Origin of the sequence: Neisseria sp. (assembly GCF_030523955.1) — a bacterium.
Lineage (GTDB): Bacteria > Pseudomonadota > Gammaproteobacteria > Burkholderiales > Neisseriaceae > Neisseria.
The window spans coordinates 1-22,182 of the sequence record NZ_JAUNHL010000036.1; the positions used below are offsets into that span (position 1 = coordinate 1).

Annotated in this window: 19 protein-coding genes; 3 read left to right on the plus strand and 16 right to left on the minus strand. The window is 50.6% G+C overall.

Features of this window, described 5'->3' with window-relative positions; all coding sequences use genetic code 11:
- Positions 1–209: 209 nt before the first annotated feature.
- From era to Q4C79_RS08560, 6 genes are all read right to left on the minus strand, one after another.
- Positions 210–1,127, minus strand: a complete 918-nt coding sequence (era, locus tag Q4C79_RS08535; protein WP_303090597.1) for a GTPase Era — start codon at positions 1,125–1,127, stop codon at positions 210–212.
- Positions 1,128–1,151: 24 nt separating this feature from the next.
- Positions 1,152–1,712, minus strand: a complete 561-nt coding sequence (locus tag Q4C79_RS08540) for a GNAT family N-acetyltransferase (RefSeq protein ID WP_303090598.1) — start codon at positions 1,710–1,712, stop codon at positions 1,152–1,154.
- 115 nt (positions 1,713–1,827) lie between these two features.
- On the minus strand, positions 1,828–2,547 hold the full coding sequence (rnc, locus tag Q4C79_RS08545; RefSeq protein WP_303090599.1) for a ribonuclease III: 720 nt from the start codon (positions 2,545–2,547) through the stop codon (positions 1,828–1,830).
- Positions 2,548–2,597: 50 nt separating this feature from the next.
- Positions 2,598–3,590, minus strand: a complete 993-nt coding sequence (gene lepB / locus Q4C79_RS08550; protein WP_303090619.1) for a signal peptidase I — start codon at positions 3,588–3,590, stop codon at positions 2,598–2,600.
- Complete coding sequence (lepA, locus tag Q4C79_RS08555) at positions 3,587–5,380, minus strand: translation elongation factor 4 (protein ID WP_303090600.1); 1,794 nt, start codon at positions 5,378–5,380, stop codon at positions 3,587–3,589. The genes lepB and lepA overlap by 4 nt, the downstream gene beginning before the upstream one ends.
- A gap of 255 nt (positions 5,381–5,635) precedes the next feature.
- The gene (locus Q4C79_RS08560; protein WP_303090601.1) at positions 5,636–7,873 is read right to left on the minus strand and encodes a nitric-oxide reductase large subunit; all 2,238 of its coding nucleotides are present in this window, start codon (positions 7,871–7,873) and stop codon (positions 5,636–5,638) included.
- Between the two features lie 374 nt (positions 7,874–8,247).
- Between Q4C79_RS08560 and nirK the strand changes: the two genes are divergently transcribed.
- Positions 8,248–9,741, plus strand: coding sequence for a copper-containing nitrite reductase (nirK, locus tag Q4C79_RS08565; protein ID WP_368492224.1), 1,494 nt, complete (start codon positions 8,248–8,250; stop codon positions 9,739–9,741).
- A gap of 62 nt (positions 9,742–9,803) precedes the next feature.
- Here the strand turns inward: nirK and Q4C79_RS08575 are convergent, their stop codons facing one another.
- The 10 genes from Q4C79_RS08575 to rpsT all read right to left on the minus strand — a co-directional run bounded on the left by Q4C79_RS08575 (position 9,804) and on the right by rpsT (position 19,942).
- Complete coding sequence (locus tag Q4C79_RS08575) at positions 9,804–10,061, minus strand: glutaredoxin family protein (RefSeq protein ID WP_303090621.1); 258 nt, start codon at positions 10,059–10,061, stop codon at positions 9,804–9,806.
- Positions 10,062–10,278: 217 nt separating this feature from the next.
- Positions 10,279–11,004 (minus strand): SDR family oxidoreductase, encoded by a 726-nt coding sequence (locus Q4C79_RS08580; protein ID WP_303090602.1) that lies wholly within the window; start codon positions 11,002–11,004, stop codon positions 10,279–10,281.
- Between the two features lie 86 nt (positions 11,005–11,090).
- Positions 11,091–12,395, minus strand: coding sequence for a hydroxysqualene dehydroxylase HpnE (gene hpnE, locus Q4C79_RS08585; RefSeq protein WP_303090603.1), 1,305 nt, complete (start codon positions 12,393–12,395; stop codon positions 11,091–11,093).
- On the minus strand, positions 12,392–13,240 hold the full coding sequence (gene hpnD / locus Q4C79_RS08590) for a presqualene diphosphate synthase HpnD (protein WP_303090604.1): 849 nt from the start codon (positions 13,238–13,240) through the stop codon (positions 12,392–12,394). The genes hpnE and hpnD overlap by 4 nt, the downstream gene beginning before the upstream one ends.
- Positions 13,241–13,658: 418 nt before the next feature.
- On the minus strand, positions 13,659–14,378 hold the full coding sequence (trmB, locus tag Q4C79_RS08595; RefSeq protein ID WP_303090622.1) for a tRNA (guanosine(46)-N7)-methyltransferase TrmB: 720 nt from the start codon (positions 14,376–14,378) through the stop codon (positions 13,659–13,661).
- Positions 14,379–14,668: 290 nt separating this feature from the next.
- Positions 14,669–15,400, minus strand: a complete 732-nt coding sequence (locus Q4C79_RS08600; RefSeq protein ID WP_303090605.1) for a ZIP family metal transporter — start codon at positions 15,398–15,400, stop codon at positions 14,669–14,671.
- Between the two features lie 264 nt (positions 15,401–15,664).
- Positions 15,665–17,473, minus strand: coding sequence for an aspartate--tRNA ligase (gene aspS, locus Q4C79_RS08605; RefSeq protein ID WP_303090606.1), 1,809 nt, complete (start codon positions 17,471–17,473; stop codon positions 15,665–15,667).
- Positions 17,474–17,561: 88 nt separating this feature from the next.
- The gene (locus Q4C79_RS08610; RefSeq protein WP_303090607.1) at positions 17,562–18,302 is read right to left on the minus strand and encodes a DUF502 domain-containing protein; all 741 of its coding nucleotides are present in this window, start codon (positions 18,300–18,302) and stop codon (positions 17,562–17,564) included.
- Between the two features lie 79 nt (positions 18,303–18,381).
- A complete protein-coding gene (locus Q4C79_RS08615; protein ID WP_303090608.1) occupies positions 18,382–19,533 on the minus strand; it encodes a phospholipase A in 1,152 nt (383 codons plus the stop codon).
- Between the two features lie 145 nt (positions 19,534–19,678).
- The gene (gene rpsT / locus Q4C79_RS08620; protein ID WP_303090609.1) at positions 19,679–19,942 is read right to left on the minus strand and encodes a 30S ribosomal protein S20; all 264 of its coding nucleotides are present in this window, start codon (positions 19,940–19,942) and stop codon (positions 19,679–19,681) included.
- A gap of 375 nt (positions 19,943–20,317) precedes the next feature.
- Between rpsT and Q4C79_RS08625 the strand changes: the two genes are divergently transcribed.
- Both Q4C79_RS08625 and Q4C79_RS08630 read left to right on the plus strand, forming a co-directional pair.
- A complete protein-coding gene (locus Q4C79_RS08625) occupies positions 20,318–21,472 on the plus strand; it encodes an extracellular solute-binding protein (protein WP_303090610.1) in 1,155 nt (384 codons plus the stop codon).
- Entirely contained in the window at positions 21,445–22,113 is a 669-nt protein-coding gene (locus tag Q4C79_RS08630) for a carboxymuconolactone decarboxylase family protein (RefSeq protein ID WP_303090611.1), read from the plus strand. Before Q4C79_RS08625 ends, Q4C79_RS08630 begins: the two co-directional genes overlap by 28 nt.
- The last annotated feature ends 69 nt before the right edge of the window (positions 22,114–22,182 follow it).

Consider the following 22,182-nt stretch of genomic DNA (forward strand, 5'->3'; position numbering starts at 1 on the left):
CTGCTGGTAAGGGGGGGGGGAGTAAAGTTTGGAATTCTTATTTTAATTCACTATATGTCTGCGCTCGCTGCGCTGCTACGCCTTGAACTGCATCCACATCTGTGGGTTTTGCAAAGGCCTCCTTGTATCGGAGTCATTCAATCCGCTATAACACCTGATAGAAAAATGCCTGTCTGAAAAGCTTTCAGACAGGCATCATACCCAATGCTTTACATACCTAATTCTTTTAGGAATCGTACATCATCCGCCCAACCGGATTTTACTTTTACCCAAACTTTTAAAAATACCTTACTGTCGAACAGCTTTTCCATATCGAGCCTGGCTTCGGTGGAAATTTTCTTCAAACGCTCGCCGCCTTTGCCGATTAGAATGGCTTTTTGGCTGTCCTTATCCACCAATACCGCCACATAAATACGGTGCAAACCGCTCTCTTCCACTTCGAATTGCTCGATTTCCACATTCATCGCATAAGGCAATTCCTCGCCCAAATAGCGAAACAATTTTTCGCGCACGATTTCCGAGGCCAGAAAGCGGCTGGATTTATCGGTAACCATGTCTTCCGGATACATCGGAATGCTCTCGGGCAGATAAGGCTCTACCGACATCATCAACTCGGACAAGCCCAAGCCGTGTTTGGCGCTCACTGCCACTACGGCGGCAAATTCAAATTCGCTCTTGATTTCCGCGATAAATGCTTCCAGCAAAAGACGGTCTTTTGATTTGTCCGCTTTGTTTACCGCCAAAACCACCGGCACATTTTTGGGTAACTGCTTCATCACCGTGCGGTCGGCCTGGGTAAAGCGCAGGGCTTCAACCACCAAAATAATCGCATCGACGCCGCTCATGGCTTCGGTAACGTTCAGATTCAAGCGGTCGTTCACCGCATTGCGGTAATCGGTTTGAAAGCCTGGGGTGTCGACAAAAATCACCTGCTTTTTCTCATCGGTGTAAATACCGTTGACCTTATGGCGGGTGGTTTGCGCTTTTTTACTGGTAATGCTGATTTTTTGGCCGATTAAATGGTTCATCAGCGTGGATTTGCCCACATTGGGCCGGCCGACGATTGCCACAAAGCCGCAGCGGTAGCCGTTTGCATCTGAAATGGCAATATTATCAATCTGATCCATAACTTTACTTATCTCGCTGCTTGATTACAGAGGCTGGTAAATACGGGAAGTGAGGATATGGTCGCGCCAACGCCCGTTGAGATAAAGATAATCACGCGCCAATCCTTCCTGTTCGAAACCCAAACGTGCCAACAGCTTACCACTGCGCACATTTTCCGGGCAGTAATTGGCCATGATGCGGTGCAGGCCGAAACGGAACATGATGTCTATACAATGCCCCGCTCCTTCAAACATCAAGCCCCGTCCTTTGTGCCGTTCGTCCAAAAGGAAATTGAGATAACAGGCTTGAAAATATTCCATCACGATATGGGTGAAATAACAGGTACCGATTAATTCTTTGCTTTCACGGCTAAACAAACCGAAATATACGGCCGTTTTGGCGGAAAATTCGCGCTCGCCCGCGGCAATGAATGCCTGCATGCCTTCCAAAGTATAGAAAGCCTCGTCGCGCAAAGGCTCCCACTCGGCAAAATAATTGCGGTTGTGGCGGTAAAAATCTAACAAAACAGCTGCATCGCCGCCGGCTAAAGGGCGGATGAGCAAATGTTCGGTTTCATCGAAAAACAGTTGGTCGTTGGGGTTCATTTTCTCTCCTCTTTTTGCTTTTATGGCCCCTTGCAATAACACCGAGCAGTTAAACGGTGTTTATCTGTTTTTTCAGACAGGCATATGCCTGTCTGAAAAAACAAGTTTGCAAAACTTATTTCTTTTTGTTCTTCTGCGAATAATTTTGTTCCAGCCAAGCTACTGCTTCTTTCGCCGCCGCCTGCTCGGCCAACCGGCGGCTATTGCCTTGTGCACGACCTATCCAGCCCAATTCGCCTAAATCGCAAGATACCACGAATTGCGCTTCGTTACCCTCGCCGGTTTGCTCTTCGATACGATACTTCGGCAAGGCAAAACGGCGTGCTTGCAAAGCTTCCTGCAACAAGGTTTTCGCATCTTTGCCCTGGTTGCTGAAGTCTACCGTGCGGATGCGGTCTTTGAATAAAGACTGCACCACTTTTTCGGCGGTCTGAAAATCGGCATCAAAATTGATGGCGGCAAAAACCGCTTCCATCGCATCGGCAAGAATGGACGGGCGGTTAAAACCGCCGCTTTTCAATTCGCCCGTACCCAGATACAGGCAATCACCCAAGTTTATCTTGATTGCGATTTCCGCCAGCGTTGCCTCGTTTACCAAGCTTGCACGCAAGCGGGATAACTCGCCCTCGCTTAATTTAGGGAAAGCATCAAACAACATGCGGGCGACGGTGTAATTCAATACTGAATCGCCTACAAACTCCAAACGCTCGTTGTTGCGCGAGCTGTAACTGCGGTGGGTCAGCGCCTGTTGCAGCCACCCGGTATCATTAAACTGATAGCCCAATTGCTGCTGCATACGCTGCATGGCAGCCAATCGGCGGGGATCGGTTTTCATTGGAAAACTCCAGTCGGCCGGATAACGTTACCTGGCCGCCATACATAAAATTAACGGATGCTGGTACCGATGCGGCTCATATCACTGAAGTTCATCCAAATGAAAAACGCTTTGCCGACAATCAGTTTGTCTTCGACAAACCCCCAATAACGCGAGTCTTCGCTGTTGTCGCGGTTGTCGCCCATCATAAAATATTGGCCTTGCGGTACGGTACATTTGAACCAAGAACCGTCTCGGGCATATTGGCACTGGTCACTATACGGAAAATTTCTCACCGCAGACGGCGCAAAAGCCGGACGGTCCGCCATTTTCAAGACATCAAATTGGGTATTGCCCATACTTTCGCGATAAGTTTGCGCACTGATTTCCATCGGCCCTTGCACAGTTTGTTCCAGATAACTCTGATTGCCCAATTCCTGATCCGGAATAGGTTGACCGTTTATAATCAGTTGCTTGTTTTTGTATTCCACCGTATCACCCGGCAGGCCGACCGCACGTTTGATGTAATTGATTTTATTGTCTTCCGGATAGCTAAACACCACCACGTCACCACGCTCGATATTGCCCACCGGCACCAATACATTATTGATAATCGGTGTTCGGATACCATAAGCATATTTATTCACCAAAATAAAGTCGCCGACGATCAGGCCGGGGCGCATCGAGCTTGAAGGAATCTGAAACGGCTCCACCAAAAAAGTACGCAACAGGAACACCACCAGAATAATCGGGAAGAAACCGCTCATATAATCGCGGAAATGGTTGTCATCCCTGAATTTTTCGCTCACTTCCGGCACGTAGGTGCGCGAATAGCGGTGCCATGCCCACACGATACCGGTAAACAATACAAAGACCAGCAATACGGCGGTAAAGCTCATGAAAGAAGACAGCACGCCGAATACGCCGACCATCATCAGCAAATAGCCCCATTGCAGGCTGCTGCTCCATTCACCGTTATCCTCGCGTTGTTTTTTGCTGACGGCAAACAATACGATACCCGCTATCAAAGCGGCAACTGCGCCCATTACCAAACTATTCATTATTTATCACCTACTTGCAGAATCGCTAAAAACGCACTCTGCGGAATTTCCACGTTACCCACCTGTTTCATGCGGCGTTTACCGGCTTTTTGTTTCTCCAGCAGCTTTTTCTTACGGGTAATATCGCCGCCGTAACACTTGGCCAATACGTTTTTGCGCAAGGCTTTTACGTTTTCACGCGCGATAATCTGGCTGCCGATGGAAGCCTGTACCGCGATATCAAACATCTGGCGCGGAATCAGTTCACGCATTTTCGCCGCCAGCTCGCGACCGCGGTGTACCGAATTCTGGCGATGTACAATCAGGCTCAAGGCATCGACTTTTTCGCCGTTCACCATAATATCCAACTTAATCAAATCGGAGGGCTGGAATTCTTTAAACTGGTAATCCAGCGAAGCATAACCGCGCGAAGTCGATTTCAATTTATCGAAGAAATCCATCACCACTTCGTTCATCGGCAGGTCATACGTGAGCATTACCTGACGGCCGAGATATTGCATATTGACCTGTACGCCGCGTTTTTGGTTGCACAGCGTCATCACATTGCCGACATAATCCTGCGGCACCAGAATGGTGGCGGTGATAATCGGCTCCAAGATCGTTTCGATGCTGCCGATATCGGGCAGTTTGGAAGGATTTTCCACCTCGATTTTTTCGCCGCTTTTCAGAATCACTTCATAAACCACCGTCGGCGCGGTGGTAATCAAATCCATATCGAATTCGCGCTCCAACCTCTCCTGCACGATTTCCAAATGCAACAGGCCGAGGAAGCCGCAACGGAAACCGAAACCCAAAGCCTGCGACACTTCCGGCTCGAATTTCAATGAGGCATCGTTCAACTGCAATTTTTCTAAGGCATCGCGCAAAGCTTCGTAATCATGGCTTTCCACCGGGTAGAGGCCGGCGAATACCTGCGACTGCACTTCTTTGAAGCCCGGCAGTGGTTCTGCCGCCGGATTTTGCACCAGCGTTACCGTATCACCTACTTTGGCTTGGCCCAATTCTTTCACGCCGGTAATCAAAAAACCTACCTGGCCTGCGCTCAATTCGGGTTTGTTCACTGATTTGGGCGTAAACACGCCCAGCTGTTCGACTTGCGATTCGGCCTTGGTCGACATGAAACGCACTTTATCTTTCAATTTGATGGTGCCGTTTTTTATCCGGATCAGCATCACCACGCCGACATAATTGTCGAACCACGAATCGATAATCATCGCCTGTAACGGCGCGGCCGGATCGCCCTGCGGCGCCGGAACTTTGGCCACAATCTCTTCCAACACGTCTTCCACGCCCAAGCCGCTTTTGGCCGAACAGGTTACCGCACCGAGCGCATCGATACCGATGATGTCTTCGATTTCCTGCGCCACACGGTCCGGGTCGGCGGCCGGCAAATCGATTTTATTCAACACCGGCACCACTTCCACGCCCAGATCAATCGCGGTATAGCAGTTGGCCACTGTTTGCGCCTCCACCCCTTGCGACGCGTCTACCACCAGCAGCGCGCCTTCGCAGGCAGAAAGCGAGCGGGAAACTTCGTAAGAGAAATCAACGTGCCCGGGCGTATCAATCAGATTGAGTTGATAAACCTCGCCGTCGCGGGCTTTATAATTCAAAGCAGCCGTCTGGGCCTTGATAGTAATGCCGCGCTCTTTTTCGATGTCCATTGAATCAAGCACTTGCGAACTCATTTCGCGATTGTCCAAACCGCCGCAAAACTGAATGAAGCGGTCGGCCAATGTGGATTTTCCGTGGTCAATGTGGGCGATAATGGAGAAATTTCGAATGTTTTTCATAAACTGGAATACGCTGTTCTTTATGCTGTACAGGGCGCCCGGATGCGCTTTGGCGATGCTGCCCGAACGAAAGTGAAATAGTCGGCTATTTTAGCTGAAAAAAGCTGTTTGGGCTAATGTGATTGTGCGTATCCATCCGGGTAAGAATAAAAACCGAATGCCTGTCTGAAAACTTTTCAGACAGGCATTTTTTTTTATGTACTTAATGCGGCTTACTGCCTTGCATCGAAGTAATTCAATCCGCTATATGACAGTTTATTTGCTGCGGGCAAAAACCATTTTCGTTGCCTGCCACGATACGCAGCACGCGCCGCCGATAAAGATCAGATCGGCAATGGTGCGCACCCAGCGCAGAGTGTCGAGCAGTTCCTGCTGCATAAATCCTTCGCTACGGGCATACCACAAGCCCTGCGTAATGCTGGCATAAGCCTGAATCACGCCTACCGGCAGGAGGCTGATGAGAATCATCAGCAGCAAGCCTCCATTTAACAACCAGAAACCCCAAGTCATCAGGTTTTCCTCAAATGCAGCGTTCGGTTTGATGTAGCTGGCCACCAACAGCACGAAGCCCAGCGCCAAGAAACCGTACACCCCGAACAAGGCCGCGTGTGCGTGCACGGCGGTGGTGTTCAAACCTTGCAGGTAGTAGAGCGAAATCGGCGGATTAATCAGGAAGCCGAACACGCCCGCACCCACCATGTTCCAAAACGCCACGGCAACGAAGCACATCAGCGGCCAACGCAGGCGTTTTGCCCACGGTGCGGCGCTTTGATAAGACCAATGTTCATACGCTTCACGGCCCAGCAAAATCAGCGGCACGACTTCCAAAGCTGAAAACGATGCGCCCACCGCCATTACAGGCGTGGTGGTGCCTGAGAAATAGAGGTGGTGGAAAGTGCCGGGCACGCCACCCACCATATAAAGACTGGCGGAAACCAAGGCGGCAACGGTGGCGGTGCGCTGCGATACCAGACCCATATTGTAGAAAATAAAGGCCAGCGCGGCGGTGGCGAATACTTCAAAAAAGCCCTCCACCCACAGGTGCACTACCCACCAGCGCCAGTATTCCATAATGGTGAGACTGGTATGTTCGCCATAAAACAGGCCGGGCGCGTAGAACAGGCCTACTCCGATCATCGAGGCAACGAAAATCGCGAGCATGTTTTTATCGGTTTTCTGTTTGAAAGCGCTTACGGTACAGCGCAGCATCAGGAACAGCCACAGCAACAAGCCCACCATCAGCAAAATCTGCCAGAATCGACCCAAATCCAGATATTCATAACCTTGATGACCGAACCAGAAATTCAGGTGCGGTGGAATGATATGGCTTAATGCCAAAAAATTGCCGCCGTATGAGCCAAGCACCACGATAAACAGGGCGATGTATAAGAAATTCACGCCCGCCCGTTGGAATTTCGGGTCTTTGCCGCCGTTGATAATCGGCGCGAGAAACAGGCCGGCGGTGAGAAAACCGGTGGCAATCCAGAAAATCGCCGACTGGATGTGCCAGGTGCGCACCAACGCATAAGGAAACCATTGCGATATATCGATACCGTAAAACTTTTGGCCTTCAACGGTGTAGTGCGCGGTGAGACCGCCCAACAACACCTGCGCCACAAACAATGCCACGGTTAAAAACACATATTTACCCAAGGCTTTTTGCGATGGGGTGAGCTGCACTTTAGACAAAGGGTCTTCAGACGGTGCCGCCGGTTCTTCGTCGTGCTTTTTCAAAAACGAGAAGCCCCAAACCAACAGGCCGATGCCCAGCAGCAGAAAAACGATGCTGGCAAACGACCACATATAGTTTTCGGTGGTCGGCACATTGTTCACCAAAGGCTCGTGCGGCCAGTTGTTGGTGTAGGTGGCATCGTGATCGGGGCGGTTGGTAGAGGCCGCCCAAGCCGTCCAGAAGAAGAAGTTGGTGAGTTTTTGGCGCGCTTCTTCACTTGGCAGCGTGCCGTTTTTCATGGCAAACGCTTCGCGGGTTTTAATCATCGACGGGTCGTCGCCGTAGAGCGTGATGTAGTAAGGTGCAACACGTTTAACCGCTTCGATGCGCGTGTCGGAAAGCACCACCTGCCCGTTTTCGTTGATGCGCCCGCCGTTACGGTATTCCTCGGCCAAACGCGTTTGCAGATTGGCTTGCGCGCCTTTATCCAAATCGGCATATTTTTTGCCGGTTTCCTTTTCGGCGGTAATGTCGAGCCAGGCTTCCGCTTCACGGTGCAGCCAATCGGCCGTCCAGTCGGGGGCTTGGTAAGCGCCGTGGCCGAGTATCGAACCCAGTTCCATGCCGCCCGTGCTCTGCCAGGCCGATTGGCCGGCCAACACGTCGTTTTTCGTGATCAGGGTTTGCCCCGATTCGCTTACATAAGCCTGCGGAATCGGCGGAACCTGCCGGTAAACCTCGACACCCAAATAGCCGAGTATGGAGAAAGTAACCGCCAGCACTGCAATCAGCGAATACCAGAGCTTTTTGTACTGTCCCATTTTGTGCTCCTTCTTCTGGTTGGAAGTAGTTTTTTAAAAATTCATAAAATATGAATGTTAAAATTGTAGCACGGCTTGGTAAAAAATAAACGCGGTATCGCTAATAGAAAACGGATATTTTTACTAAATAAAAGATAAATATAGATATATATCAAAAATCCTTGATTGGTTTGCAGGAAATGGCGGTTGGAATCCTAGTTATGAAGTATGATATTTTTGAAAATCTGCTAGATATAAAGTAGGTTTTTGCTTTTTAATATTCAATCACAATGAATCAATTGACATAAGTCAACATAATCTTAGCGGGCTTCTCACATAATTTATCCAACCCTAAAACCGCCTTTGGGCGGACAACACCAAAAAAGGAACCCGCCATGAAACGCCACGCTTTAGCCGCTCTGATTGCATCATTGTTTGTTCTCACCGCCTGCGGCCAGCAGGCAGCCGATCAATCTGCCCGCCAGCCTGCAGAGGCTGCTGCTTCCGCCCAAAAAGCTGGTGCCCAAGTGCCGCAGGGTGAATTGCCGGTGATTGAGGCGGTGCTCACATCCGCCCCCAACGTGCCGCCGCCCGTAAATCGCGACTATCCCGCCAAAGTAGTGGTGAAAATGGAGGTGATCGAAAAGGTGATGTCCATGGTCGACGGCGTGGACTATAAATATTGGACCTTCGGCGGCGACGTGCCGGGGCGGTTTATCCGCGTGCGCGAGGGCGACACCGTGGAAGTGCAGTTTTCCAACCACCCCACTTCCACCGTGCCGCATAACGTAGATTTCCATGCCGTTACCGGCCCTGGCGGCGGCGCCGAAGCCACGTTTACCGCACCCGGCCACACTTCCACTTTTAGTTTCAAAGCTCTGAAACCCGGCCTGTATATCTACCATTGCGCCACCGCGCCCGTGGGTATGCACATCGCCAACGGTATGTATGGCCTGATTTTGGTTGAGCCTAAAGAAGGTTTGCCGAAGGTGGATAAAGAATTCTATGTGGTGCAAGGTGATTTTTACACCAAAGGCAAATACGGCGAAGCAGGCCTGCAAACCTTTGACATGGAAAAAGCCATTAAAGAGCAACCCGATTATGTGGTGTTTAACGGTCATGTGGGCGCGATTGCAGGTGATAAAGCCCTGAAAGCCAAAGTGGGCGAAACCGTGCGCCTGTATGTAGGCAACGGCGGTCCGAATTTAATATCGTCGTTCCACGTTATCGGCGAGATTTTCGACAAAGTCTATGTGGAAGGCGGCAAACTGATTAACGAAAATGTCCAAACTACATTGGTGCCCGCAGGCGGTGCGGCAATAGTGGATTTCAAATTAGATGTACCCGGCAACTTCACATTGGTCGATCACTCCATTTTCCGCGCATTCAACAAAGGTGCGCTCGGCCACTTAAAGGCAGAAGGCAATGAAAACAAAGAAATTTATTCCGGAAAAATCAGCGATGCCATCTATCAACCCGAAGGCGGCGCCATCCAAACCGTGCCGTTAACGCCCGAAGAAGAGCAGAAAGTGAAAGCCGGCCCCGCCAAAGCCGCCAATAAAGAAGACCAAATCAAACTCGGCAAAGCCGTGTATAACGCCAACTGCATGGCCTGCCACGGCGCGGAGGGCAAAGGCGTGGAAGGCGCGTTCCCGCCGCTGGCCGGTTCCGACTATCTGAAAGCCGACCCCAAACGCGGCATACACGCCATACTAAAAGGCGTGAGTGGCAAAATCACCGTTAACGGCAAAGAATACAACAGTGTGATGCCTGCCGTAGCGCTAAACGATGAAGACGCCGCTAATGTGTTAACCTATATTCTCAACAGCTTCAACAACGGCGGCGGCCAAATCCATGCAGGCGACATAGCCAAAGAAAGAGGAAAATAAACCCACCCGCAGATTTATTTCCGCGGAATTCGGCTTGCCCTGCTGCATGCCGGCAGAGGCTTTCAGACAGGCTTTTCCCTATCAAGTGCTTCTGCTAAGGCCGCGCGCAATTTGGCCTCGTCCAGATGCCAGTGGCAGATTTCCTGTTCTCCCAGCAAGAGTACCGGCACAAGTTCGTTGTACTTGGCCTCCAGCGCCTCGTCTTCATCGACATCCAACACTTCCAATTCAAAGCCGTATTCTTGCTGGTAAGGCTGCAAATCATCCCGCATCTTGTGGCAGAGACTGCAATATTCGCGGAACATCAGGGTCAGTTTCATCATTTTCTCTTTAATCTTAATAATTTGTTTTATATAGCAGATTTAATTAATTTTCGATACAAGGCAGCAAGCCGCAGACAGTACAAGTAGTACGGCAAGGCGCAGCAACGCCGTAGCGAAAGTTAAGTTAATCTGCTATAACAATGCCTGTCTGAAAACATGTTTAGCATTCTATGTTTATTTTCAGACAGGCATTTCGTAAATAACCAAACCGGAATTATAAATACACAATCCCGCCGCTGTTTCCCCGGCTTTCGCTGCTCATCCAGTAAACGAATTGCGGCATGATGTCCGCGATATTTTTGCGCTCTTCCTCGCTCTCGCCCGGATGAGTTTTAATCCGCTGCGGCGAATTGATGGCGCCGGGCACCAATACGTTGGCACGCAAGTTGTCGAAGCGCTCCCACTCGTCCGCCGCCACTTTGCACAAATAATTCAATGCGGCTTTGGAAGCGCCGAATCCGCCCCAATAGGCTTTCGGTGTTTCGCCGTGGCTTTCGCCGACAAAAATCACCGAAGCGTCGGGCGATTCTTTCAACAGCTGCAGAAACGCCCGGGTCAACGCCATCGGCGCCACCGTGTTGATACGGTATTGGTTTACCCACTCGGCAACGGTTTGGAAATCCAGCGGCGATAAGGCGTAAAAATAGCTGGCGCAGTGCACGATGCCGTCCAAACGGCGGCCGGTGGCTTGTGCAACGGTGATTGCCAGATTATCGAATTCTTTCTCTTCCGCCGTCAGCAAATCAAAGCAAACGGCAAACGGCTCGGGATGGCCGGCGGCAACGATATCGTCATATACTTTTTCCATTTTCTTCTGGTGGCGCGCCACCAGAATCACCGTCGCGCCCTGCGCTGCATAGCTTTTGGCCACCTGCTCGCCTAAGCCTTGCGAAGCGCCGGTTACCAAAACGATTTTGTCTTGCAATTGTCCGCTGCTCATAATCTTTTACCTTTTCTTGAAATGGCAGGCCTGTCTGAAATGGTTTCAGACAGGCATTGCCGAATGGGAATGTCTGTAAATTAACACTAACGCCGCCAATCGGCCAGCAATAATGCCGCCGCAGCTTGCCCGCTTTGCACCGCTGCTTCCAGCGTGGCCGGATAACGTTCGTGTAAATAATCTCCGGCCGGATAAATATTCTGGTGGTGCAACCAAGCGCAATCGGGGCGCTGGCGGTTCGGCGTGCTGGCGACCGTCGCCCGTTTTTCGGTAATCACCCTGCCGGCCAACGGCTCGCCGATATCGGGACACACCCGCTTCACATCGGCATGTACCTGCGCCATCCAATCGGCCGAATCGCGGATAGAGAGCTCATCCGAAACGCTGATCACCGCCGCCACTTCATGCTCGTCGCCGCCCAAACCGCCGCGTGCCAGCAGCCATTGCGCAGTGCCTTCGGCAAAACCGGTGAGCGCCGCCGGCAATTTGACCGGTTCGGCATAACAAAGATAAACGGTGGTAATGGCGTGGTAAGCATAGCCATCGAGCACCGAGGTAAGGGAAGAAGGCGTCTCTTTCGGCCACAAAGCTGCCGCATGATAAGGCGCCACCGCCGTTACCACTGCATCAAACGCTTCGCCGTTCACCGCAACCCGTCCGCCCGGCAGCGTTTGCAAACGCCCTACCCGTTCGCCCATACGGATTCCGACACCCTGACGTTTCAACCAAGCCAGCGCCGGTTCGGCCAGCAGCGCGCCCAAATCCTGCTTGGGCAGCCAATAATTGCCGGCCGCCTTACCGGCGCACACGCCGTCTTGCACCACATTGGCAAGCGTATTCACACTGGCGCTCGTTAACGGCGTATTGAGTGCACCCAACACCAAAGGCTGCCAGAAACCGCTTTGCAAGCGGCGCGAAACACGCCATTCGCTCAACCATTGCGCCACCGTTTTATCCGGCTCGCTGTTTCTGCGCAACTGCAAGGCACGCATCTGGCGCGACAGCGCAATTTTCTCGCCAAATGAAATGCCTTTGGCAAACAACACTGCCTTCACGATATGCCAAGGCGCCGGCAAAATGCCTGTCTGAAACCGCAGTCCGTCGGCCATATACCATTGCAAAGGCAAGCGCATAAACGCCTTATCGAAGTCGACGCCCACTGTTTTCATTAATGTCTGCATGGCATGATAAGCGCCGAGCATAATGTGTTGGCCGTTATCCAGAAAGGAAAAACCTTCCACCGCCCTACCCAGGCTGCGCGCCCGGCCGCCGGCGGTTTTGCCCGCTTCGAAAACAACCAGCTCGCTCTTGCCGGCCAGCGCCGCCGCCGCGGCCAAACCGCTCCAGCCGGCACCGATTACCGCCACTTTGGGAAGTCGTTTATCATTCATGGCTTAAATCCGAATAACCAGGTTTTCAAGGCGATCCGCTTCTTGCGCGGGCCGGGAATGGCGATTTTGTAGGACAACACGTTTTGTCCGCCGTCGCGCTCGATTTCCTGCAACAGGGCATAATAAATGCTGCCCATAACCAAGCCCACCCGCTGCGAGCGCTTATCCTCCGGCGGCAGAGCTGCCACCGCTTCACGGTAACTCTGTTTGGCACGTTCGATTTGGAACGCCATCAGCGCGGCAAATTCGGGCGTCCCCTTAAGAGAAAGAATGCTTTGCGCCGGCACCGAAAAACGCTGCAATTCGTCTACCGGCAGATAAATCCGGCCGCGGCGCGCATCTTCGCCCACATCGCGGATGATGTTGGTCAGTTGCAGCGCCAAGCCCATTTTATCGGCATAAACCAGCGTTTGATGGTTGCTAAAACCGAGAATACGGGCAATCAGGCAGCCGACCACGCCCGCCACCCGATGGCAATACAGTTTCAAAGCCTCGAAATCAGGATAGCGCGCCTGTTCCAAATCCATCTGCATACCGTCGATAATCGCCGTCAATTCGTCATGCGGCAGCGCAAAATCGGCAACCGGCCCGCGCAAGGCCTGATTGACAGGATGTTCCGGCATCTCACCCTCGAACACCTTGGCCAAATCCATGCGCCACCAATTGAGTGTCGTTTGCGCCACCTGCGCATCGCTGCAGTCGTCTACCACATCGTCCAACTCGCGGCAAAACGCATACAAAACCGTCATCGCCTGATGCTGCTTTTCAGGCAGAAAACGGAAACCGGCCAGAAAGCTGGAACCGCTTTGGTCGGCTTTTTGACGACAATAATCTATGGCTTGCATAACACTCGATCGCTAAAAACGGAATGAACGGAATTGTAACGGCAATCGGCCACAGCGACAAATCCGCCGGCGCAGCATCGTGCTTTCAGACAGGCATCTCGAGCTTGCATTAGGGTCTGTCGACAATTAACGCAACGGCGGTGTTTTTGGTCAAAATCCCCCGTCTGCGGCGTTAAAAATGCTCGCAAGGTGTTCAACCTTGCTGTGCTTTTTGCCTTGCATACGCGGTTTTTGTCTCAAAAAACCGCTTCGCCGGTTAATTGTCGACAGACCCTAGGTATCTTGGGTTTCAGCAAATTTTAAGATGCCGCTATTAAATCCGAATACCAAGCGTGTGCTTTTTTCTAAAGTTGATGGTCGATAAGCCGATCGATATTAATTATGCCTGTCTGAAAAAACGTTCAGACAGGCATGATGCTTAGGCAACGCGGGTAAATACCAAATCCCAAACGCCGTGCCCCAAACGCTTGCCCCGCGCTTCGAATTTGGTTTCCGGGCGGTAGGCCGGCGTCGGCGCATAATCGGCGGCGGTATTTTGCAAACTGTCGAAACTGCTCAACACTTCCAGCATTTGTACCGCATATTCTTCCCAGTCGGTCGCCAGATGGATGTAGCCGCCGACTTTCAGCTTGGGCAACAACTTGGCAACAAACGGCGGCTGGATCAAGCGGCGCTTGTGGTGGCGCTTTTTATGCCAAGGATCGGGAAAGAAAATATGGATGCCGTCCAAACTTCCGTCTGCCAGCATATTTTCCACCACTTCCACCGCATCGTGGCGCATCACACGGATATTGGGCAACTGCATTTCCTCTGCCAGCTTCAGCAGATTGCCTACCCCCGGGCCGTGCACATCAATAGCCAGAAAATCTTTTTCCGGCAAACGTTTGGCAATCTCGGCCGTGGCAGTACCCATACCGAAGCCGATTTCCAGCACCTTGGGCGCGGTACGGCCGAATAAGGCGGCTAAATCTGCCTCAGCAGCTTGATAATCGACACCGAATTGCGGCCACAAATGGTCGATCGCCCGCTGCTGCGCCGCCGTCATATGCCCTTGGCGCAATACAAAACTGCGGATGCCGCGCTTATGTCCGCCTTCGTCCGGCAGCTCGTGTAAAGATTCTTGGAAAGGTTCGGTCATCATTACGCCCTCAAAACAAAATATTGGCCAAAAATATAATTTTTAAAATTTACAATCAAGAAAAGTTGTCGACAGACTCTAGGGTCTGTCGACAATTAACGCAACGGCGGTGTTTTTGGTCAAAAATCCCCGTCTGCGGCGTTAAAAATGCTCGCAAGGTGTTCAACCTTGCTGTGCTTTTTGCCTTGCATACGCGGTTTTTGCCTCAAAAAACCGCTTCGCCGGTTAATTGTCCACAGACCCTAGAACTCCAGCCATACGACATTAGCAAATCGGCTGAATAAGTCCTATCAAGCTAAAAGCTGCACGGCCCAGAAACTTAAAAATCCGGCAAAGAGCACCAATACCGAATAATTTTTCTCCTGCACCTCGTGCGCTTCGATCAGCAATTCTTCGGTTACCAAATACAGCAACGCCGCCGCACTGGCTGCTAATACAGCACCCATCACGTCATGCGATGCGCCGCTTAATAACCAATTGCCCAGCGCGGCAAACACAAACACCACCACGCCCAACAGTGTGGTTAAAACAACCATGCGCCAGCCTTTCAGTGCATCGCTCATCAGGGCAAGGCCGAGAAACAACAACTCCACCGACAAACCCAGCGCCAGAATCAGGCCCGATTCGCCTCCCGACGCAAAACCCGCGCCGATAATAAAGCCGTCGGTGACGATATCGATAAAGGTGGCCAGCAACAATCCCACCGGCAAGACGGCACCGGCAGCCGCTACGCCGGAATGCTTGTCGTGTTCCGCCCCGCTTTCCAATTTTTCGGTCAGCAATTTCAGGCCGAACATTAACAGGCTGCCTGCTGCAAACGATGCAATCAACACCCACGGGCGGGCGTGTTCGCGGCCGATTTCAGGCAGCAACTCTACCGACAAGGCAGACAACACCACACCGGCGGCAAAGTGCTGGATCAAGCTGCGCGCCTGTGCCGACGGGTTCCACAACAAGGCCAATACGCCGCCGGCAACGGCTACGGCGGCGGGAATCAACATAATCAAATATTCGTTTTGCACGGCTTTCCTGCATCAAAATTAAGAATGGGCAATGATAAATGCGCCGGCTTAAGTCAAACTGAACAATGCTCAAACCGAGAGCTTTGCGTCGTAGTTGGGTTTAACTCGAGTATTACATGTTGCCGAAACCCAAGATATCCGAGCCAAACCCGAATGTGGTGGCAGCGGGATGTTTCAGATGGCCTGAGTGAATTTTTCAAAATTATCAGGCCATCTGAAAATATTTTTTCAGACGGCCTGTGTCCGTTTAAACGGCTAAACCCGTTAAGCCTCTTTGCTTTCGGCCACTTTCTGGCGCAGACGCAGGCTTAATTCGCGCAGCTGCTTGTCGTCCACCGCATTGGGGGCGTTGGTAAGCAGGCATTGCGCACGCTGGGTTTTCGGGAAAGCAATCACGTCGCGGATGGATTCGGCACCGGTCATCAGCGTTACCAAGCGGTCGAGGCCGAACGCCAAACCGCCGTGCGGCGGTGCGCCGTATTTCAGGTTGTCCAGCAGGAAGCCGAATTTGTTTTGCTGCTCTTCGGGGGTGATTTTCAGCGCAGCAAATACTTTTTCCTGAATCTCGGCAAGGTGGATACGGATGGAGCCGCCGCCGATTTCCCAGCCGTTGAGTACCATATCGTAGGCACGGGCGAGGCAGTTTTCGGGGTCGCTTTCCATCAGGTCTTCATGGCCGGGTTTGGGTGAGGTGAAGGGGTGGTGCATGGCGGCGTAGCGGTCGTTTTCTTCGTCGTATTCGAACATCGGGAAATCGATTACCCACAGCGGGCGCCATTCGTCGGTGAAATAGCCGTTTTCGGCGCCATGCTCGTGGCCGACTTTGACACGCAGCGCACCCATGGCTTCGTTAACAATCTTGGCTTTGTCGGCACCGAAGAAAATGATGTCGCCGTTTTGCGCGCCTGTTTGAGCGATGATCTCTTTCAGGGCATTTTCAGACAGATTCTTCACAATCGGCGATTGCAAGCCGCTGTCTTCACCGTTAGTGATTTTACTGGCATCGTTTACTTTGATATAGGCCAAACCTTTGGCGCCGTAGATGCCGACGAATTTGGTGTACTCGTCGATTTCTTTACGGCTGAATTTCGCACCGTTCGGCACGCGCAGAGCAACCACGCGGCCGCCTTTCATGTCGGCGGCGGCACGGAATACTTTCAATTCTTCCGATTTCATCAAGTCGGTCAGCTCGGTAAATTTCAGGTTCACGCGCATATCGGGTTTGTCGGAGCCGTAGTAGAACATGGCTTCGCGGTATTCCATGCGCGGGAAATCGGCCAATTCCACGCCCAAGGCATCTTTAAACACCTGTTTGGCCATGCCTTCGGTGATATCCATGATTTCGTTTTCGCTTAAGAACGAGGTTTCGATATCGATCTGGGTGAATTCGGGCTGGCGGTCGGCGCGTAAATCTTCGTCGCGGAAGCATTTGGTGATTTGGTAGTAGCGGTCGAAACCAGCCACCATCAACAGTTGTTTGAACAGTTGCGGCGATTGCGGCAGCGCGAAAAATTCGCCCGGATGCACGCGGCTGGGCACGAGATAGTCGCGCGCGCCTTCGGGGGTGGAACGGGTGAGCATCGGCGTTTCGATATCGATAAAGCCTTGTGCGTCGAGATAGCGGCGCACTCCCATTGCCACTTGGTAGCGCAGGCGCAAGTTACGCTGCATGGCGGGACGGCGCAAATCGATAACGCGGTTGGTTAAGCGCACGTTTTCGCTCAGGTTTTCGTCGTCGATTTGGAACGGCGGCGTGGCGGCGGCATTCAGCACTTCAATTTCTTTGGCGAGAATCTCGATTTTGCCGGAAATCATTTTATCGTTGGTGGTGCCTTCGGGGCGGTTGCGTACGCGGCCGGTGATGCTCAAAACGTATTCGTTGCGCGATGCATCGGCGGTTTGGAAGGCTTCGGGGGTGTCGGGATCAATCACGACCTGCACAATGCCTTCGCGGTCGCGCAGATCGATAAAAATCACGCCGCCGTGGTCGCGCCGGCGGTGTACCCAGCCTTTTACAGTAACGGTTTGGTCTAGATATTGCTCGCTGATCAAGCCACAATAATTGGTACGCATAAGGTTCTTTCTTTTTTAAAAACTAAAAAAATGAATCAATATTTTGTTTTTCGATACAATTTTTTCACTGTAGTCAAACGGAACAGTTTTATTCTTTGGTTTCTTCGGCAGTTACAGCGGATTGCTGATCTTTGTTTTCATCTGCATTATGGAAAATATTATTTTCCAACACGGGTACTGTCTTATTTTTTTTCAAGGGTAATTCATCCGGCATCACCATGCCCAACGAAATAACATATTTAAGCGCATCGTCTACACTCATATCCAATTCCCGGATATCGCTTTTTCTCACCATAATATAATAACCGCCGGTTGGGTTGGGTGTGGTCGGCACATAAACGGAAATATATTCTTCAGACAAGCTTTGTTGAACAACGCCTGGAATGCTGCCCGATACAAAAGCGATGGTCCAAATATTCGGTTGGGGAAAAGGCACCAGCACCGGTGTTTTAAACGAACGCCCGCTATCAGAAAGCAGTGATTCGGATACTTTTTTTACGCTGGAATAAATCGATTTAACCACAGGGATACGGCCGAGCAGGCTGTCCCATCCCTCTAGGATTTTGCGCCCCAGCATATTGGCTGCAAACAGGCCGGTTATGAATAGAACCACCACCGCCACAATGACCCCGAGGCCGGGAATTTTGAAGCCGGTATAATATTCGGGGCGCCAACGGCTGGGCAAGAGATTGATTAACTGATCGGAAGCATTGATGATGTAAGTCAACACCCACACCGTGACCACTATCGGCAGCCACACCAAAACCCCGGTAATCAGGTATTTTTTCAGCGCTTTACCGATGCCGCCGCGTTCATTTTTTTCTGTCATGATGATTCCGTAAAATTCCGACACCCAAGCCGGGCATTATACGCGCTTGGAGACAAGGAAACGAGTGTTGGTAACGAGTTTAGAAACCGTCCCAATCATTTAGCATCAAGCCTAAGCCGATACCGGTTTGTTTTTTGTTGTAATCAATCAGGCTTTCGCCATAACCGTGAAAACCTTGCGCATACATTTTCAACTTACCCTTTATAGGGAAAGTATAGCCCACTTCCATCGCTCCTTTTCCGGTTTTCGGGTTTAACCGGAAAGTACCAGATAAAGTTTGCTGATCGTTGAAACGGTACTGCATTTTTAAATCACCGTAGCCCATATAATCGGAAATATCCGGATTATCATCATCCTCACCGCTTTGATCGAAAGCGCGCATCCACACTCGCGGTATCACGGTCAGCTTGCCCCACTCCATACCCGCCATTGCATAAACACGGTTCCACGATCGGGATGACGGGCGGCTCTGGCCATTAGACTGATGGGCAAAACCCGCGCCTAGCATACGCAGCTTTCCGCCTAAGGGCAAATCTGCTTTCACCGGTTGGGTAATAAAGATTTCGGGCGTGTAGTCGTTATTGCGGAATGGCGCCGATTCTTTGCCTTGGTTCCATACTTGCCAGTTGGAAATCTGGGTATAACCGAACCACAAGTCCGAACGTGTACTGAACAAATCTTCCGCCAGTTTGCTTTTGAACGACACCTGCATTTTGGCTTCCAGACGTTTTTGGTCTGAATACTTCTCATCGTCGGTAACACCGCGGGTAGGAGAAGACGGGTAATAATTCGGACTTGAGTTGTACCACAACGGCATCAGATACATTGGATTGTGTTCGCGCACCGACAAAATACCTTCCGGGCTGTTTTCATCCAAATCATACAAGCGGCTCAACGGGGTATAAGCATCCGCGGCATCCAACAAAGCTTGCGTCGGTTCGTAGCCTGCTGCTGCCACATCTTCTCTATAATCAAATACCACGGTTGGCTTCTGTTGCTCGATACTACCTTCTACCGTTTTCACCAAATCCACGGTTTTAGGCTTGGATTTGGCCGCTTCCGGCAAATTTTGCGGAGGAAACTGAGCGGCATAGACTTTATCGAAGCAGGCCAAGCGCAAGGTATTGTCTTTTAACAAAGTGCATTGCAAAGCCGGGTCTGCCGGCAACGCCCATACCGAAACCGGCAGAGCCACGCAAGCTGTCAGCAGAATGCGCGCGGATTTTTTCATCTATGGGTTACCTCAAATGGTTTTGCCCGGAAGTCTTCTATGGTTAAGACCATCTGGCAAAACAAAGCCCCCGGATAATTCGACCGTTGTACGCGGGCTATCCTAGGGGGTCTGTTCGTTACAACTAATTAACTGACTGCGAAAATCAAGCCATTGCTTTGATTTTGGCAGACAAACGGCTCTTGTGGCGAGCGGCTTTGTTTTTATGGAACACGCCCTTATCGGCAATACGGTCCAAAACTTTTACTGAATCTTTATAAACAGCTTGTGCTGCAGCTTTATCGCCGGCTTCAACTGATTTCAGCACTTTTTTTACAGCAGTGCGAAAAGCGGTACGCAAGCTGGCGTTATGAGCACGGTTTTTAATAGCTTGGCGAGCACGTTTGCGGGCTTGTGCGCTGTTTGCCATGTTGACATCTCCTGAATTAAATCGAATGAATTTCGTAAATGTGGAATTTTAATGCTTTAATTTAATGAAAGCAAGTTCTTTCATTATTATTTCATCCCTCTTTGCTCTGAAAACGCGGTCGGAAAGAGACACAGGCATTTTTGTTCGCAATCAGCCAATCCGATACCACCAAGCTATTTCAACAGAAAAACCATGCATCCTGCTGATTGTTATTTTGATTTTCCGCAAAGCTTACATTACAATACGCAAATCCGTCTTTTTTTACAAAAGCGGCAGCAGCATTTTGGCATTCCTTGAAACCGTAGTGCCAAAACACTTTCCCCTTAATGTTTAAATTGTTTCAAGCTTCAAACAAGGAAGGAATGATACCTCATCATGAAAAAATCATTATTGACCGCATTAATCGCCTTGGCCTTGGCTGCCTGCGGCGGCGCGAATGAGAAAAGCACCGAGCAAAAAACCGATAACCAGCCAGCTACGGCTTCTGCCGCCAATACCGATGGTCTGCCCAAAACGGATGCTTTAAATATCTATAATTGGTCTAACTATGTTGACGAGACTACGGTTGATGAGTTCAAAAACAAATACAATCTGAAGCTGACTTACGATTTGTATGAAAACAATGAAACGCTGGAAACCAAAGTGTTAACCGGCAAATCGGGTTACGATTTGGCAGTGCCAGGCATCGCATTCCTGCCGCGCCAAATCCAAGCCGGTGCGTATCAAAAAGTACATAAAGACCTGATTCCCAATTATAAAAACATTGATCCCGAACTTTTAAAAATGCTGCAAAGCGCCGATCCGGGTAATGAATACGCCGTTCCCTATTTCTCCGGTGTAAACACTTTGGCAATTACCGCCAAAGGTAAAGAATTGCTGGGTGGCCAATTGCCGGAAAACGGCTGGGATTTGCTGCTCAAGCCGGAATACACCAACAAGCTGAAATCCTGCGGCATCGTGCTGTGGGACAGCCCCAGCGAAATCTTCCCGATTGTTTTGAACTATCTGGGTAAAGATCCGAAAGCCACCAACCCCGAAGATATTCAGGCAGCCGCTGGTGTATTGAAAGCCATCCGACCTGATGTGAAACGTTTCAGCCCTTCTTATATCGACGAATTGGCTCGCGGTGATATTTGTTTAACCGCAGGTAACGGCGGTGATTTGAATATGGCGAAAAAACGTTCGGAAGAAGCCGGCAGCAAAGTCGGTATCGAGGTGTTAACGCCTAAAGGCATGGGTTTCTGGATTGAGTCGTGGGTGATTCCGAAAGATGCGAAGAATGTCGCTAATGCCCACCAATACATCAACTGGACGCTGGATCCCGCAATAGCAGCTAAAAACGGTGATTTCGTTACCTTCGCTCCGGCCAGCCTGCCTGCCCGTAAGCTGATGGATCAGAAACTGGTGGCCATTCGTTCCATCTTCCCGAGTGCAGAAGATATGAAAAACGGTTTCGTGATGCCGCAGATCAGCGACAGCTCGAAGAAAACCATTGTTGCCGAATGGCAAAAACTGAAAGCCGGCAACTAAATCCGCTTCATAAAAAACAGCCCTTGATAATAAGGGCTGTTTTTTTATTTGCCTGTTCGCTTTGTATACGCCTGTCTGAAAGCATCATGATTGCTGCAAAGTTGCCAATGCCGTTTGAATGGGTGTACCATCATTTCGTCTTTTTTAAACGTCCGGAGAGAATATCCATGCAACGGCTAAATTACCCTATTATCGGCGCCAAAGTATTCAATGAAATGCTGAAAGTGGAAAATGCATTATCCGATTTATCTATCGATCCCCTGCTTAAAGAAATCATTAAAATCAGAGCATCGCAGCTCAATGGCTGTACATTCTGCCTAGATATGCATGTCAAAACTTCCCGAAAATACGGCGAGCGCGAAATGCGTTTGCACCATATCGCGGTTTGGCGTGAAAGTACGTTATTTTCCGAGAAAGAGAGAATAGCGTTGGAGCTTACGGAAGCACTCACCCGTATTTGTCCCGAAGGCTTGAGCGATGAACTGTATCAACGCGCAAAAAGTGTTTTGAGTGATCAGGAACTGTGCGACATGGTATTCTCCATTGCCCAAATTAATGCGTGGAACCGTCTGGGAGTCGCTTTCCATACCGAGATCGGCTCGATGGATAAGGCAATGGGTTTGGATAAACTCCAGCTCTAATAATAGTGAATACTCCGGCCATTCGAGCTTATAGTATCATGATGATATAGGGCAGATTTTTTGAGCCCT